Source organism: Nocardioides jiangsuensis (assembly GCF_019679455.1).
Lineage (GTDB): Bacteria > Actinomycetota > Actinomycetes > Propionibacteriales > Nocardioidaceae > Nocardioides_C > Nocardioides_C jiangsuensis.
In genome coordinates, this window is the sequence record NZ_JAIEZQ010000001.1 from 146,750 (window position 1) to 162,471 (window position 15,722).

The 15,722-nt window shown below is 69.7% G+C and carries 11 protein-coding genes; 1 reads left to right on the forward strand and 10 read right to left on the reverse strand.

The genetic code is table 11. From position 1 onward, the window contains the following. Positions 1 to 28: 28 nt before the first annotated feature. The 3 genes from arc to K1X13_RS00765 all read right to left on the reverse strand — a co-directional run bounded on the left by arc (position 29) and on the right by K1X13_RS00765 (position 4,063). The gene (arc, locus tag K1X13_RS00755) at positions 29 to 1,780 is read right to left on the reverse strand and encodes a proteasome ATPase (RefSeq protein WP_308249313.1); all 1,752 of its coding nucleotides are present in this window, start codon (positions 1,778 to 1,780) and stop codon (positions 29 to 31) included. 115 nt (positions 1,781 to 1,895) lie between these two features. Further along, complete coding sequence (locus tag K1X13_RS00760; RefSeq protein WP_221023150.1) at positions 1,896 to 2,891, reverse strand: tRNA (adenine-N1)-methyltransferase; 996 nt, start codon at positions 2,889 to 2,891, stop codon at positions 1,896 to 1,898. A 20-nt stretch (positions 2,892 to 2,911) separates the two neighbouring features. Beyond that, positions 2,912 to 4,063: a M50 family metallopeptidase gene (locus tag K1X13_RS00765; protein ID WP_308249314.1), complete on the reverse strand. Its 1,152-nt coding sequence runs from the start codon at positions 4,061 to 4,063 to the stop codon at positions 2,912 to 2,914. An 84-nt stretch (positions 4,064 to 4,147) separates the two neighbouring features. Between K1X13_RS00765 and K1X13_RS00770 the strand changes: the two genes are divergently transcribed. After that, complete coding sequence (locus K1X13_RS00770) at positions 4,148 to 5,044, forward strand: RecB family exonuclease (RefSeq protein WP_221023151.1); 897 nt, start codon at positions 4,148 to 4,150, stop codon at positions 5,042 to 5,044. A gap of 40 nt (positions 5,045 to 5,084) precedes the next feature. On the opposite strand, the gene K1X13_RS00775 is transcribed toward K1X13_RS00770, so the two are convergent. From K1X13_RS00775 to metH, 7 genes are all read right to left on the reverse strand, one after another. Continuing rightward, entirely contained in the window at positions 5,085 to 6,422 is a 1,338-nt protein-coding gene (locus K1X13_RS00775; protein WP_225914480.1) for an ABC transporter ATP-binding protein, read from the reverse strand. Continuing rightward, positions 6,406 to 7,482 (reverse strand): ABC transporter ATP-binding protein, encoded by a 1,077-nt coding sequence (locus tag K1X13_RS00780; RefSeq protein ID WP_221023152.1) that lies wholly within the window; start codon positions 7,480 to 7,482, stop codon positions 6,406 to 6,408. Before K1X13_RS00780 ends, K1X13_RS00775 begins: the two co-directional genes overlap by 17 nt. Continuing rightward, on the reverse strand, positions 7,479 to 8,426 hold the full coding sequence (locus tag K1X13_RS00785) for an ABC transporter permease (protein WP_221023153.1): 948 nt from the start codon (positions 8,424 to 8,426) through the stop codon (positions 7,479 to 7,481). Before K1X13_RS00785 ends, K1X13_RS00780 begins: the two co-directional genes overlap by 4 nt. Next, positions 8,426 to 9,451 carry an ABC transporter permease gene (locus K1X13_RS00790; RefSeq protein ID WP_221023154.1) on the reverse strand — a complete coding sequence of 342 codons (1,026 nt, stop codon included), beginning with the start codon at positions 9,449 to 9,451 and terminating at the stop codon, positions 8,426 to 8,428. The genes K1X13_RS00785 and K1X13_RS00790 overlap by 1 nt, the downstream gene beginning before the upstream one ends. A 66-nt stretch (positions 9,452 to 9,517) precedes the next feature. Next, positions 9,518 to 11,119 carry an ABC transporter substrate-binding protein gene (locus K1X13_RS00795; protein ID WP_221023155.1) on the reverse strand — a complete coding sequence of 534 codons (1,602 nt, stop codon included), beginning with the start codon at positions 11,117 to 11,119 and terminating at the stop codon, positions 9,518 to 9,520. 124 nt (positions 11,120 to 11,243) lie between these two features. Then, on the reverse strand, positions 11,244 to 11,909 hold the full coding sequence (locus tag K1X13_RS00800; RefSeq protein ID WP_308249315.1) for an HAD family hydrolase: 666 nt from the start codon (positions 11,907 to 11,909) through the stop codon (positions 11,244 to 11,246). A 1-nt stretch (position 11,910) separates the two neighbouring features. Next, entirely contained in the window at positions 11,911 to 15,660 is a 3,750-nt protein-coding gene (metH, locus tag K1X13_RS00805; protein WP_308249316.1) for a methionine synthase, read from the reverse strand. Positions 15,661 to 15,722 lie beyond the last annotated feature (62 nt).

A 15,722-nucleotide genomic window follows, 5' to 3' on the forward strand; every position in this document is an offset into this window, starting at 1 on the left:
CGTCCCCGGCCCCCGAACCGTGCACCGGTCAGAGGTACTGACCGGTGTTCGACACGGTGTCGATCGAGCGGCCCGGCTCGGTGCCCTGCTTGCCGGTGATCAGCGTGCGGATGAACACGATCCGCTCGCCCTTCTTGCCGGAGATGCGGGCCCAGTCGTCGGGGTTCGTCGTGTTGGGCAGGTCCTCGTTCTCCTTGAACTCGTCCACGCACGCCTGGAGCAGGTGGGTCACCCGGAGTCCGCGCTGGTCGGTGTCGAGGAGGTCCTTGATGGCCATCTTCTTGGCCCGGTCGACGATGTTCTGGATCATCGCGCCGGAGTTGAAGTCCTTGAAGTACAGGACCTCCTTGTCGCCGTTCGCGTAGGTCACCTCGAGGAAGCGGTTCTCCTCGGTCTCGGTGTACATCCGCTCGACGGTGGCCCGGATCATCCCCGCGACGCAGGCGTCCCGGTCACCCCCGAACTCGGCGAGGTCGTCCGCGTGCAGGGGCAGCGCGGAGACGAGGTACTTGGAGAAGATGTCCCGGGCGGACTCGGCGTCGGGCCGCTCGATCTTGATCTTCACGTCGAGCCGGCCCGGGCGCAGGATCGCCGGGTCGATCATGTCCTCGCGGTTCGAGGCGCCGATCACGATGACGTTCTCGAGGCCCTCCACGCCGTCGATCTCCGACAGCAGCTGCGGGACGATGGTGTTCTCCACGTCGGAGGAGACGCCCGAGCCGCGGGTACGGAACAGGGAGTCCATCTCGTCGAAGAACACGATGACCGGCGTACCGCCGTTGGCCTTCTCCCGGGCACGCTGGAACACGAGCCGGATGTGCCGCTCGGTCTCGCCGACGTACTTGTTGAGCAGCTCGGGGCCCTTGATGTTGAGGAAGTAGCTCTTCCCCTCCTGCCCCGTCTTGGCGGCGACCTTCTTGGCCAGCGAGTTCGCGACCGCCTTCGCGATCAGCGTCTTCCCGCAGCCGGGCGGGCCGTACAGCAGCACGCCCTTCGGCGGCTTGAGCTGGTGCTCGGTGAACAGGTCGGGGTAGAGGTACGGAAGCTCCACCGCGTCGCGGATCGCGTCGATCTGCCCCTTGAGTCCGCCGATGTTCTCGTAGTCGATGTCGGGGACCTCTTCGAGGACGAGCTCCTCGACCTCCGACTTCGGAACCCGCTCGTAGACGTAGCCGGAGCGGCCGTCGAGCAGCAGCGAGTCACCGGCGCGCAGGGTCTCCCCGCGCAGGGGCTCGGCGATGCGTACGACGCGCTCCTCGTCGGCGTTCGCGATCACGAGGACCCGGTCGCCGTCGGCGAGGAACTCCTTGAGCATGACCACCTCGCCGACCTGCTCGAAGTCGAGCGCGGCGACGACGTTGAGGGCCTCGTTGAGCATGACCTCCTGGCCCCGCTGGAGCTCGTCGAGGTCCACCGACGGGCTGACGTTCACCCGCAGCTTGCGGCCCCCCGTGAAGACGTCGATCGAGTCGTCCTCGTTGCGGTGCAGGAAGGTGCCGAACCCGGCGGGCGGCTGGGCGAGGCGGTCGACCTCGTCCTTGAGCGTGAGGATCTGGTCGCGGGCGTCGCGCAGCGTCTGCGCGAGCCGTTCGTTCTGGGCGGTGACCGCGGCCAGGGACCGCTGGGTCTCGGCAAGCCGGGCCTCGACGGCGCGGGAGTGCACGGGGCTCTCGGCGAGCCGGCGCCGCAGCTCGGTGACCTCGTCCTCGAGGAACCCGAGCTGCGCGTGCAGCTCCTCGGGCGAACGCGAGCGGCCGGGACCGCTCTCTGATGCTGACACGTTCATCACCTCCGCAGCAGTGCTGTGGACTCGACCCTACCCGCGGCGACAAGGATGTGAGGGAGATATCTCGTGAGTGTCGGTTGCGGAATCGAAACGGTTCGAGAGGGGCGTCTCAGGCGTCGTACGGCTCCTCCGCGACCGCCGGCGGGAGCCCGGCGGGACGCGGCCCCTGGTAGTCCACGCCGTAGGCGCCCGGGGCAGGACGGCGCTTCTTCGCCGGGACGATCTCCCCCGGTGCCATCCGGCGCGCGGTGACCAGGAACCCGGTGTGCCCGACCATCTTGTGCCCGGGCCTGACCGCGAGGCCCTCGACGTGCCAGTCGCGGACCAGGGTCTCCCACGGCTGTGGCTCGGTGAAGCCTCCGTGGGCGCGGATCGTCTCGACCGTGCGGCCGAGCTGGGTGGTGGTGGCGACGTAGGCGCACACGAGGCCGCCGGGGGTGAGCGCGTCGGCCACCGCATCGACGCACTCCCAGGGGGCGAGCATGTCGAGGATGACCCGGTCGACCGTCCCGGCGGGGTCGCCCTGGGGAAGCGACTCGACGAGGTCGCCGACGGTGAGGTTCCAGGCCGGGTGCTCCCCGTCGAAGAACTGCGTGACGTTCCTGGTGGCCACCTCGGCGAACTCGGCGCGGCGTTCGTACGACGACACGCGGCCGTGCGGCCCCACCGCTCGCAGCAGGTAGCAGGTCAGCGCCCCGGACCCGACGCCCGCCTCGACCACCCGGGCGCCCGGGAAGATGTCGGCCATCGCGACGATCTGCGCGGCGTCCTTGGGGTAGACCACGGCGGCCCCGCGCGGCATGGAGACCACGAACTCGCTCAGCAGCGGGCGGAAGACCAGGTACTCGCCGCCCGCCGACGAGGTGACCGCGAAGCCCTCGGGGCGGCCGATCAGCTCGTCGTGGTCGATAGAGCCGCGGTTGGTGAAGAACTGCTTGCCGACGGTGAGGCAGATGTTGTGCCGCCGGCCCTTGGTGTCGGTGAGCCGCACCCACTCCCCTGCGCGCAGCGGACCCCGGTGCACGCCGGACCAGGTCTCGGGGGTGACGTCGTCCTCGTCCGTCACGACGGCAGGCTCGACCGGGGCGGGTTCAGGGGTGGGCATGCGCAGGAGGATAACCGTCGCTAGGGGGTGGCCGCGAAAGCGCGGTCGACGTCGGAGGTGGTGAGGACGCCGTACACCCCTCCGTCGGCCTCGAGGAGCAGGTACTCCGTCGCCGGGGTGCGCTGCATCGCCCGGACCAGGTCCTCACCGGCGATGTCGGCGGGGAGCATCAGCCCGGGCTCGATCGACCGGGCGACGGCCTCCGCCGGGAGCCACGGCCGGCGCTCCTCGGGGGTGGCGAGCAGAGCCGCCTCGTTGACGATGCCCGAGGGCCGGGCATGCTGGTCGAGGACGACGATGCTGCCCGCCTGCTCCTGCTGCGCGCGGCGGACGGCCTCGGACAGCGGCAGGTCGTGGGGGACGGCGAGGGTACGACGGGCCAGCGAACGGGCCCGCAGGGTCGGCAGCTTGCGCCGTAGCCTGGCCGACATGATCGCTGTGGACGCCCCGCCCCACAGGAACGTGGCGATCACGAACGCCAGCAGGTAGTCGACGAGGTCGGGCTGCCGGGAGGTGACGACCTCGATCAGCAGGGGGTAGGACAGCGCGAGGACGGCGGCCACCCGGCCTCCCCAGCCCGCCACGATGGTCCCGGTGTGCGGGCTGCCGGTGACCTTCCAGACCGCCGACCTGAGCACCCGGCCGCCGTCGAGGGGCAGCCCGGGGATCAGGTTGAGCACGCCGACGAGGAGGTTGGCGCCCGCCAGTCCCTCGACCGCCATCAGCAGCAGCCCGTCGGGGGTGACGAACCATAGGCCGGCGAAGACCGCGCCCACCGCGATCGAGGTCAGCGGTCCCACCACGGAGACGCCGAACTCCCGCCGCGGGGTGTCCGGCTCCCCCTCGATCTCGGTCACGCCGCCGAGGAAGTGCAGGGTGATCGACTTGACCGGGAGCCCGTAGCGCTTGGCCATCAGCGCGTGGGACATCTCGTGCAGGAGCACCGACAGGTAGAGCAGCACCGCGAAGGCCAGGCCGGCGAGGTACTTCCCGCCGCCCAGCCCCGGCTGCACCTGCTCCACCCGCGGCGCGAGCATGACCGCGATCAGCGCCGCCACGAGCAGCCAGGACGAGCGCACGAGCACGTCGACCCCGCCGATCTGTCCGATCCGCAGGGTGCCCGGCTCACGCCGGGGTGCCGGTCCGCCGGCCGGTGCCGTCCGTTGTTCCACGTCCCAACGCTATCCGGTGCGCCCGGGCGGACGCCCTCCGCGTCGCTGCCGGAACTGTCGGCGGGGTGACCTAGGGTTTCCGGCATGACCCAGGACCTCGCCTCCCGCACCGTCGTCGACGGCGTCGACGTGCTCGGGTCGCTGTCGCCGAGCCGCGCCAGCGACTTCATGTCCTGCCCTCTGCTGTTCCGGTTCCGCACCGTCGACAAGCTGCCCGAGCCCTACTCCCCCGACGCCGTCCGCGGCACGGTGGTGCACAAGGTGCTCGAGGACCTGTTCGACCTGCCGGCCGCGTCACGCACCTCCGACCAGGCTGCGCAGATGCTGGAGCCGGCCTGGGAGGCGATCGTCGAGGCCGAGCCCGAGGTCGCCGAGATGTTCGGCGAGGAGGGCCCGGAGATCGGCGCCTGGCTCGCCTCGTGCCGCGACTCGCTCGAGCGCTACTTCGCGCTCGAGGACCCCACCCGCCTCGAGCCCGCCGAGCGGGAGCTCTACGTCGAGACGCTGCTCGACTCCAAGCTGCTGCTGCGCGGCTTCATCGACCGCGTCGACGTCGCCCCGACCGGGGAGATCCGGGTGGTCGACTACAAGACCGGCAAGGCGCCCCGGGAGGCCTTCGAGGCGAAGGCGCTGTTCCAGATGAAGTTCTACGCGCTGGTCATCTGGCGCACCCGCGGCGTGGTCCCGGCGATGCTCCAGCTGGTCTACCTCGGCAGCGGCGAGCTGCTGCGCTACTCCCCCGACGAGGCAGACCTGCTCGCCACCGAGCGCAAGGTGGAGGCGCTGTGGAAGGCGATCTCGCACGCCCAGAGCACCGGCGACTGGCGGCCCCGGAAGAGCGCGCTGTGCGGCTGGTGCGCCCACCAGTCGTTCTGCCCCGAGTTCGGCGGCACGCCGCCGGAGCTGCCGGTGCTCCAGATCGGCGCGCCGCCGGAGCCGGAGGCGTCCCGCGAGAGCGTGCGCGAGGCCGGCCCGGCCTGACCGAGACGGCCTGACCGGACCCGCCCGCGGCGATCACACGTCACTCGGGGCGGAAGGGCTCCACGGTGACCGGCTTCGGGTGCAGCACGCAGGCCACCTCGACCCCGCCCGAGGGCCGGAGCTCCGGGTCGAAGCCCTGGTGGAAGCGCACCTCGACGCCGTCCCCGGTCTCGCTGATCTCGTCGACCCCGCTCCACAAGGGCTCCGACGGGTTCTCCTGCCGGATCCGGTCGAGCAGCCCGCGCACGCGCGCGGAGTCCGCCCCCGACCCGAGGGTCACCGTCTTCTGCGGGTCGTCGAGCCGGTCCAGGCTGCCGACGAGCGCCTGCTCCTCCTCGTACGACGTGGTCTCCTGCCGGGTCCAGTGCTCCTCGAGCAGCACTCGCAGGTCGCGCGACTCCCAGCCGCACTCCGCCACGGCCTCGGGGCAGCGCGGGTGGAACGAGCAGCCGAGCGGAGGCTTCGCCGCGTCGGGGATCTCCCCGCGGGGCAGGTCGCGCGGCACCATCTTGTTCGGGTCCGGCTCGGGGATCGCCTTCAGCAGCGCCTTGGTGTACGGGTGCTTGGGGTCGGCGAAGATCTCCTCGGTCGGCCCGATCTCCACCACCCGGCCGAGGTACATGATCGCGATCCGGTCGCAGAAGAACTTCGCGCTCGCCAGGTCGTGGGTGATGTAGACGTAGGTGAGCCCGAGGTCCTTCTTGAGGTCCACCATGAGCTGGAGGATCTTCGCGCGCACGCTCATGTCGAGCATCGACACCGGCTCGTCGGCCACCAGCACCTCGGGGTCGAGGATGATGGCGCGGGCGATCACGGCGCGCTGCTTCTGGCCGCCCGACAGGTCGGCGGGGTACTTCGACATGAACTGCTCGGCCGGGGCCAGGCCCACGCGCTCGAGCGCCGCGGCGACGCGGGGGCGCAGGTCCTCCCCCTTGGCGATGCCGTGGATCTTCAACGGGTGCCCGACCGCGGCCTCGATGGTCATCGAGGGGTTCAGGGCGGCGTTCGGGTCCTGGAAGACCATCTGCAGGTCGGTGCGCAGGGAACGCAGGTCGGCGCCCTTGAGCTGCGAGACGACGCGCTCCCGGGTCTGGCCTTCCCCGCCGCGCTCGTGGTAGGTGATCGAGCCCTTGGTGGACCGGGCCAGACCGAGCATGGCGCGGCCGAGCGTGGTCTTGCCGCTGCCCGACTCGCCGACGAGCCCGAGCACCTCGCCCCGCTTCAGGGAGATGTTCACCCCGTCGACGGCCTTCACGGTGCCGGTGTCCATGCCGAGCAGCCGCTTGAGCATGCCGCCGCGCAGCTCGAAGTGGACCTCGAGGTCCCTGATGTCGACGAGGCTCTCCCCCGTCGCGGTCACGTCACGCTTCGTCTGCAACGGAGATCTCCTCTCGGACCAGTGGCGCCGTGTCGTCCTCGGTCAGGTCGGGTGCCCGACCGTGGGCGAGGTCGGCCGCCCAGCACTGCACGCGGGTGCCGTTGGGCATCGCGTGCTGCACCGGGTGGCGGGTCGCGCAGATGTTCATGGCGTCGGGACAGCGGGGGTGGAAGTGGCAGCCGGTCGGCGGGTTCACCAGGTCCGGCGGGGCACCCGGGATGAAGTTCAGGCCGGTCGTCGAGAGCGAGATCGTCGACCGGAGCAGCTCCCTTGTGTACGGGTGCTGCGGGTCGGAGAACACCTCCCGGGCGTCGCCGATCTCGACGATCTCACCGGCGTACATCACCGCCACCCGGTCGCACGCCTCGGCGATGATGCCGAGGTTGTGGGTGATCAGCAATAGCGAGGTCTCGAACTCGCTGCGCAGGCTGTGCAGGATCCGGATGATCTGCGCCTCGACCAGCACGTCCAGAGCGGTGGTCGGCTCGTCCGCGACCACGAACGCCGGCCGCAGCACGAGCGCGAGCGCGATCATCAGCCGCTGCCGCATGCCGCCGGAGAACTCGTGCGGGTAGGAGCGGTACCGCGTGGGTGGGATACCCATGAGGCGGAGCACCTCGAGCGCGCGGCGCTGGATCTCCTCCTTGCCGATGCTCTTCTCGTGCGTGCGCAGCGTCTCCTCGAAGTGCTCGGAGATCCGCATGAGCGGGTTCAGCCGGGTCAGCGGCTCCTGGAAGATCATCCCGAGCTCGGCGCCGCGCTTGGCGAACATCTCCTTCTTCGGCAGCGCGAGCAGGTCCTCCCCCTTGAACCGGAGGGCGCCGTCCATCTCGGCACCGGGCGGCAGCAGGCCGAGCAGACCCCGGCCGATCGTGGACTTCCCGCAGCCGGACTCGCCGACCAGGCCGAGGATCTCGCCCTTGCGCAGGCTGAACGACACTCCGTCGACAGCCTTCACCGGGCCCCGCTCGGACCCGTACCAGATCCGGATGTCCTGGGCGTCGATGACCGGCGCGTTGTCGTCGCGGGCGGCCACGGGGGCGTCGTACAGCTCGGTCATCGGGTCCTTCCTTCGACCAGCGCGGTGGTGGGTTCGTTGGGGGGCATCTCGACCTTGCGGATCCGGCGCTTGCGCAGCGACGGGTTCACCGTCTCGTTGAGCCCCTCGCCGACCAGGGTCAGGCCGGTGATGAGGAAGACGATGGCCAGGCCGGGGAAGAGCGCGGTCCACCAGATTCCCGAGGACGCGTCGTCGAGAGCACGGTTCAGGTCGTAGCCCCACTCCGAGGCCTCGTTCGGCTGGATGCCGAAGCCGAGGAAGCCCAGGGCGGCGAGCGTCCCGATGGCGTCCGCGGCGTTCAGCGTGCCGATGACGGGCACCGACTGGATGACGTTGCCGAACAGGTAGCGGCCCATGATCGAGCTGTTCTTCGCACCGATGGCGCGAGCCGCCTCCACGTAGGTCGACTCCCGGGCCGAGACCGTGGTGTTGCGCACCACGCGGAAGTACTGCGGGATGTAGATCACCGTCAGCGACAGGGCGGCCGCGGTGACGCCGCCACCGAGTGCGTCGCGGAGAAGGAACGAGAAGACGATCGCGAGCAGCAGCGTCGGGAACGCGTAGAGCGCGTCCATCACGAACACCAGCATCCGGTCGGTCCACCCGCCGACGAACCCCGAGATCAGGCCGAGCGGGACGCCGATGAGGACCGAGAAGAGCACCGAGAGCGTGACGACGACCAGGGCGGTCCGCGCCCCCCAGATCACCCGGGAGAAGACGTCGTAGAACTGGTCGCTGGTGCCGAACCAGTAGTCGTCGCTGGGTGCGGCCAGCTTGGGCAGCTTGACGCCGTCCACCTTCTGCTGGTTGAAGTCCAGCGGCGCGAGCCACGGCGCGAAGACCGCCATCACCACGAACGCGATCGTGATCACGATGCCCGTGACCAGGATCCACCGGGCCAGGCCGGTCGTATTGCGGAAGGGAGCGAGCAGGCGGTTGAGCATCAGTACCTCACTCGGGGGTCGATAGCGGCGTTGATGACGTCGACGAGGAGGCTCACCACGACGACCACGACCGCGAAGAACGTCACCAGACCCTGCACCGCCGCGTAGTCACGTGCGGTCAGGTAGTCGATCAGCTGGGTCCCGAGCCCGGGCCAGTTGAACGTGCTCTCGGTGAGCAGCGCGCCGGACAGGGTCAGCGCGACCTGGAGGCCGAGCACGGTGATCACCGGCACCAGCGCGTTGCGGAAGGCGTGCCGGCGGATGACGTACCGCTCGGGGATGCCCCGTGCGCGCGCCGCCTCGACGTAGTCGCCCTTGAGCGTCATCAGGAGGTTGACGCGGACCAGCCGGATGAAGACACCGGACAGCAGCAGCCCGAGGGTGAAGCACGGCAGGACGTGGTGCTTGAGCACGTCGACGGTGGACTCCGTGTCTCCCGCGATGATCGCGTCGAGCAGCAGGATGTGGGTGACCGGCTCGACCTGGAACTTCGTGATCGGTGAGGCGATGTCCGAGGTGGGCAGCCCCAGCGGGCCCGCCACCCAGATCTGCATCAGCAGGCCGATGAAGAAGATCGGCGCCGCGTAGGAGACCACCCCGAAGATGCGGATCACCACGTCACCGGCGCTGTCGCGGTACCGGCCCGCGAGCAGGCCCAGCGGGATGCCCATCAGGAGCGCGAACGCGAACGCGCCGATCGTGAGGCTGAGCGTCGCTCCGCCGTTGTCCACGATGATGCTGGTGATCGGGCGGTTGTCGGAGATCGTCTTGCCGAAGTCCAGCGTCGCGATGTCACCGAGGTAGTCGAGGTACTGCACGATCAGCGGCCGGTCTAGGCCGAGGGCCGCCCGCCTGGCGTCGAGGGCCTCCTCGTTGAGCTTGCCGCCGACCGCCGCGGTGACCGGGTCGCCGGGTGCCACCCTCAGCAGGATGAACACCATCGTGACGATCAGCCAGATCATCGGGATCATCAAGAGCAGGCGCTGGGCGATGTAACGAGGCAGGGATCCTGATCCCGAGCTCATCTGGTTCCTTCCTGACAGGGGAAGAGGGAGGACGCGATCATGATCGCGCCCTCCCCCCTCGTCGCACTAGTTCTTGCTTATGCCCCAGAACCGGAAGATGTACGTCGGGTCCAGAGTGTCCTCGACGCCCTCCATCCCGTCCACGGCGACGGCGACGTTCTGGCCGTTCCACGACGGGACCAGCGGGACGTCCTCGGCCACGATGTCCTGGAGCTGGCCGATGATCTCGTTGCGCTTGGCCTCGTCGGTCTCCGCGAGCTCCTGGTCGAGCAGCTTGTTGACCTCGGGGTTGCTGTAGTTGTTGGCGTAGAAGCCACCGTCACGGATGAACGGCGACAGGTAGTTGTCGGCGTCCAGGATGTCGGGGTACCAGCCCAGGATGAAGAGGTCGTAGGCGCCCTCCTTGTACAGGGTCTGGTACTCCTCCCACTCCGCGGAGTCGGTGGTGACCTTGAACAGGCCGCTCTCGTTGAGCTGGGCGGCCAGCTCGGTGGCCTCGTCGACCGCGTTCGGGCCGTAGTGGGTCGGCGTGTAGCCGATCTTCAGCTCGACCGGGGTCTTCACGCCGGCGTCGGCCAGCAGCTTCTTCGCGGCGTCGGCGTTCGGCTCGCCGTACGCCTCCTCGAAGGAGTTCTTCTGGCCACCGAAGCCCGGCGGGACGATGGAGTACGCCGGCTCGACGGTGCCGTCGTAGGCGTCCTGGGCGATCGTCTCGCGGTCGATGACCTGCGCCACGGCCTGGCGGACGGCGACGTCCTTGACCGCGTCGTTGGCGAACTGGAACACCCAGTAGCGGAACTCCGAGCCCTCACCCTTGATGACCTCGACGCCGTCCTTCGTCTCCAGGTCGTTGAGGTCGGTCGGGCTCAGCGTGCGCCAGGCGATGTCGACCTCGCCGTTCTCGACGGCCTGCTTGAGCGGCGACGTCTCGCTGAAGTACTGGACGAAGATCTGCGGGCTCTGCGGGGTGCGCGGGCCGTCGTAGCCCTCGTTGGCCTCGAGCACGGCCTGCTCGCCGGGCTTGTACTGGCTGAGCTTGAACGGGCCGGAGCCGACGACCTGGTCGTCCGCGAGCAGCTTGTCGGCCGGGAAGGTGTCCTCGTCCACGATCGACGTGGTCGCGGTCGACAGCAGCTTGAGGAAGGTGGTGTCTGCGGCGTTGAGGTGGAAGACCACGGTGGTGTCGTCCGGGGTCTCGATGGCGCCCTCGGCGACCTTGCCGGTCTTCGCGTCGGTGATCTGGCCGAGCAGCACGGCGGAGCCGTTCGGGTCGGCGATCGCGATGTTGCGCTCGAGGGAGAACTTCACGTCCGAGGAGGTGAGGTCGTTGCCGTTGGAGAACTTCAGGCCCGGCCGCAGCGTGCAGGTGACGGTCTGCGGGTCGTCGTAGTCACACGACTCCGCGGCGTCGCCGACCGGCTCGGTCTCCCCCGCGGGGATCGTGAGGAGCTGCTCGAAGATGTTGTACTGCATGTTCCACGAGCCGAAGTCGTAGGAACCTGCCGGGTCCATCGCGGTGACGGACTCCGTCGTGCCGAGGATCCACGCCTCGCCGGACCCGCCGCTGCCGTTGTTTCCGTTGGACGATTCATCGCCGCCACATGCTGCAAGCGTGGCGACGAGGACGCCCGCACTGGCGAGCGCCAGTACCCCTCGTCTGCGGTTCAACTTTCCACCTCACGAATACGTGCTCCGACACGGGTGTCAGGAGCGGAGTCCCGGCGACCTTACTGCCACGGTTCGGGCACTGCCAGCGGAAAACACCCCGGAAACGGTCGCAATCTCGCAACGATCAGTGCTGGATCGGTCTCGGAAGGGTGGAAAACGAGAGGCCCGCCAGGGTCGGGGCGAAGATTCTCCGGTCACCCGGAAGCACCGGCACGTGGTTGGGGACCACCAGGACCGTGCAGCCGGCCGCCTCCGCGGACCTCGCCCCCGTGTTGGAGTCCTCGATCGCCAGCGTGTGCCCCGGGTCGACGCCGAGCACTGCGGCGGCCTTCTGGTAGGGCTCCGGGTGCGGCTTGCCCTGCGAGACCGCGTCCCCGGTGACGACCACCTCGAACGTCCCCTCGGGGAGGTGCCGCAGGATCGGGTCGGCGAACCGCCGGTAGGACATCGTCACCAGTGCGCACCGCACGCCGTGCGCGCGGAGCTCGGCGAGCAGCTCGAGGGCACCCGGCCGCCAGGGCACCTCCTTCTCCACGCGCGCGGTGACCCGGTCGAGCAGCTGCTCGACGATGTCGGCGGGCTCGAGGTCGATCCCGCCGTGCTCGCGGATGTAGCGTCCCGAGTCGAGCAGGTCGTTGCCGACCAGGTTCATCGCGTGCTCCTGGCTCCACGAGCCGCCGTACTCCTCGACCAGCGCGAACTCCGACTCCACCCAGTAGGGCTCGGTGTCGACCAGGGTGCCGTCCATGTCCCACAGCACGGCTGCGAGGTCGGACCTGTGCCTGCGCACGTCAGTCTTCGGGCTCGTAGCCGAGGTTGGGCGAGAGCCACTTCTCCGCCTCGCGCAGCGTCCAGCCCTTCCGCTCGGCATAGTCCTCGACCTGGTCCTGGAGGATCCGGCCCACGACGAAGTACTGCGAGTCCGGGTGGGAGAAGTACCAGCCGCTGACCGCTGCGCCCGGCCACATCGCCATGCTGTCGGTGAGCTCCAGCCCGGTGCGCGCCTCGACGTCGAGGAGGTCCCACAGCAGGGCCTTCTCGGTGTGGTCGGGGCATGCGGGGTAGCCCGGCGCGGGCCGGATCCCGCGGTAGCGCTCCTTGATCAGGGCGTCGTTGTCCAGGTCCTCGTCGTCCGCGTAGCCCCACAGCTCGCGACGGACCCGCTCGTGCATCCGCTCCGCGAACGCCTCCGCCAGCCGGTCGGCGAGCGACTCCAACAGGATCGCGTTGTAGTCGTCGTGCGCCGCCTTGAACTCCGCGACCCTCTCGGAGCTGCCCAGCCCCGCGGTCACCGCGAACCCGCCCACGTAGTCGGCCAGCCCGGTCTCCTTGGGTGCCACGTAGTCGGCCAGCGACCGGTTGGGGATCCCGTCGCGGTGCTCGCCCTGCTGGCGCAGGTGGTGCAGCGTGGTGCGCACCTCGCTGCGGGTCTCGTCGGTGTAGACCTCGATGTCGTCGTCGCCGAGCCGGTTGGCCGGGAACAGGCCGACGACCCCGTTCGCGGTGAGCCAGCCCTCGTCGACGACCCGGTCGAGCATCTCCTGCGCGTCCTCGTACAGCTTGCGGGCGGCCTCGCCGGATGCGGGGTTGTTGAGGATGTCGGGGAAGCGGCCCTTCATCTCCCAGGCGTTGAAGAACGGCTGCCAGTCGATGTACTCGCGCAGCTCCGCGAGCGGGTAGCCCTCGAAGGTGCGCAGGTACGACGGCTCGCCCTGCTCGAGCACCCGCGGCCGCGGCGGCTCGTAGTCGTCCCACGTGATCGGGGTCCGGTTGTCCCGGGCGCGCGCCAGCGTCAGCATCTTCCGGTCGTTGAGCTTGGCGGCGTGCCGCTCGCGGATCGAGTCGTAGTCGGCCTGCACGTCGGCGAGCAGCCGGGGCCGCAGCGTGTCGGAGAGCAGCGCGGCCGCCACCGGGACCGACCGGGAGGCGTCCTTCACCCAGACCACGGGCCCGTGGTACTTCGGCGTCACCTTCACCGCGGTGTGCGCCCGCGAGGTGGTGGCGCCGCCGATGAGCAGCGGGATGTCGAAGCCCTGCCGCTCCATCTCCGCGGCGAGGTTGACCATCTCGTCGAGCGAGGGCGTGATCAGCCCGGAGAGCCCGATGATGTCGGCGCCCTCCTGCTTGGCCGTGTCGAGGATCTTCTGCGCGGGCACCATCACGCCGAGGTCGACCACGTCGTAGTTGTTGCACTGGAGCACGACGCCGACGATGTTCTTGCCGATGTCGTGGACGTCGCCCTTGACGGTAGCCATCACGATCTTGCCGTTGCTGCGCTCGGCGTCGCCGGGCTGCCGCTCCGCCTCGATGAAGGGGATCAGGTACGCGACGGCCTTCTTCATCACCCGGGCCGACTTCACGACCTGCGGGAGGAACATCTTGCCCGAGCCGAAGAGGTCGCCGACGACGTTCATCCCGTCCATCAGCGGGCCTTCGATGACCTCGATCGGCCGACCGCCCCGCTCGGAGATCTCCTGACGCAGCGCCTCGGTGTCGTCCTCGACGTGGGCGTCGATCCCCTTCACCAGGGCGTGCGTGATCCGCTCGCCCAGCGGCAGCGACCGCCAGGCCTCGTCGGCGACCTGCTCGCGGGGCCCGTCGGCGTTGAACCGCTCGGCGACCTCGAGCAGGCGCTCGGTGCTGTCGGGCCGCCGGTTGAGCACGACGTCCTCGATCCGCTCCCGCAGCTCCGCGTCGATCTCGTCGTACACGACCAGGGCGCCGGCGTTGACGATCCCCATGTCCATGCCGGCCTGGATCGCGTGGTAGAGGAACACCGCGTGGATCGCCTCGCGGACCGGGTTGTTCCCGCGGAACGAGAAGGACACGTTGGACACGCCGCCGGAGACCAGGGCGCCGGGGAGGTTCTCCTTCACCCAGCGGGTCGCCTCGATGAAGTCGACGCCGTAGTTGGCGTGCTCCTCGATGCCGGTGGCCACCGCGAAGATGTTGGGGTCGAAGATGATGTCCTCGGCCGGCAGCCCTACCTCCTCGGTCAGGATCCGGTGGGCGCGGGCGCAGATCTCCTTGCGCCGCTCGAGGTCGTCGGCCTGGCCGTCCTCGTCGAAGGCCATCACGACCACCGCGGCGCCGTACTTGCGGCACAGCCGGGCGTGCTCGACGAACTTCTCCTCGCCCTCCTTGAGCGAGATGGAGTTGACGATCGCCTTGCCCTGGACGCACTTGAGCCCGGCCTCGACCACCTCGAACTTCGAGGAGTCCACCATCACCGGCACGCGGGAGATGTCGGGCTCGCTGGCGACGAGCTTGACGAAGCGGTCCATCGCCTCGACCCCGTCGATCATGCCCTCGTCCATGTTGATGTCGATGACCTGGGCGCCGGACTCGACCTGCTGGCGGGCGACGGTGAGGGCGGTGTTGTAGTCGCCCTCCTTGATCAGCCGCCGGAAGCGGGCCGACCCGGTGATGTTGGTCCGCTCCCCCACGTTGACGAACAGCGACTCGGCGGTCAGGTTGAGCGGCTCGAGCCCGGAGAGCCGGCACGCCGGGGCGACCTCGACCACCTCGCGCGGGGCCTTGTCGACCACCCGCGCGGCGATCTGCGCCACGTGCTCGGGGGTGGTGCCGCAGCAGCCGCCGAGCAGGTTGACCAGCCCGTCGGCGGCGAACTCCTCGACGACGCCCGCGGTCTCCTCCGGCGCCTCCTCGTACTCGCCGAACGCGTTGGGCAGGCCGGCGTTGGGGTAGCAGGAGACGAAGCAGTCGGCGATGCGGGACAGCTCGGCCACGTAGGGGCGCATGTCCTTGGCGCCGAGCGCACAGTTGAGCCCGACCGCGAGAGGACGGGCATGGCGCACGGAGTTCCAGAAGGCCTCCGTGACCTGGCCGGACAGGGTTCGCCCCGAGGCGTCGGTGATGGTGCCGGAGATGACCACCGGCCAGCGGCGCTCACGCTGCTCGAACAGCGTCTCCAGCGCGAAGATCGCCGCCTTGGCGTTGAGCGTGTCGAAGATCGTCTCGACCAGCAGCAGGTCCGCTCCCCCGTCGACCAGGCCGTCGGCCTGCTCGAGGTAGGCCTCGACCAGCGCGTCGAAGGTGATGTTCCGCTTGCCGGGGTCGTTCACGTCCGGGGAGATGGACGCGGTCCGGTTCGTGGGGCCGAGCGCCCCGGCGACGTAGCGGGGCCGGTCGGGCGTCTCCGCGGTGATCTCGTCGGCGGCCGCGCGCGCCAGCCGCGCGGACTCGCGGTTCAGCTCGTAGGCGAGCTCCTCCATGGCGTAGTCGGCCATCGAGATCCGCTGGGCGTTGAACGTGTTGGTCTCCACCACGTCGGCGCCGGCGCGAAGGTACTCGAGGTGGATCTCCCGGACCAGCTCCGGCTGGGTCAGGCTGAGCAGGTCGTTGTTGCCCTGCAGGTCGGTGGGCCAGTCCGCGAACCGCGCGCCGCGGTAGTCGGCCTCACCGAGCCGGTGCCGCTGGATCATCGTCCCCATCGCCCCGTCGAGGACCAGGATGCGGTCCCGCAGGGCGGCGGAGAGCTCGTCCGAGGCGTCCGGACGGATCAGCGGGGAGTCGGGCACGTGGGTTCCTCGGGGCAGGGGGCGACGGTGCGGGCGGTCGCACGTCCGATCCAGCGTAGGTC

Coding starts and splice junctions, on each gene's coding strand:
- K1X13_RS00760 (WP_221023150.1), bottom strand. CDS start 2,891: ATGCCCACCCCTGAACCCGCCCCGGTCGAGCCTGCCGTCGTGACGGAC.
- K1X13_RS00770 (WP_221023151.1), top strand. CDS start 4,148: ATGACCCAGGACCTCGCCTCCCGCACCGTCGTCGACGGCGTCGACGTG.
- K1X13_RS00780 (WP_221023152.1), bottom strand. CDS start 7,482: ATGACCGAGCTGTACGACGCCCCCGTGGCCGCCCGCGACGACAACGCG.
- K1X13_RS00785 (WP_221023153.1), bottom strand. CDS start 8,426: ATGCTCAACCGCCTGCTCGCTCCCTTCCGCAATACGACCGGCCTGGCC.
- K1X13_RS00790 (WP_221023154.1), bottom strand. CDS start 9,451: ATGAGCTCGGGATCAGGATCCCTGCCTCGTTACATCGCCCAGCGCCTG.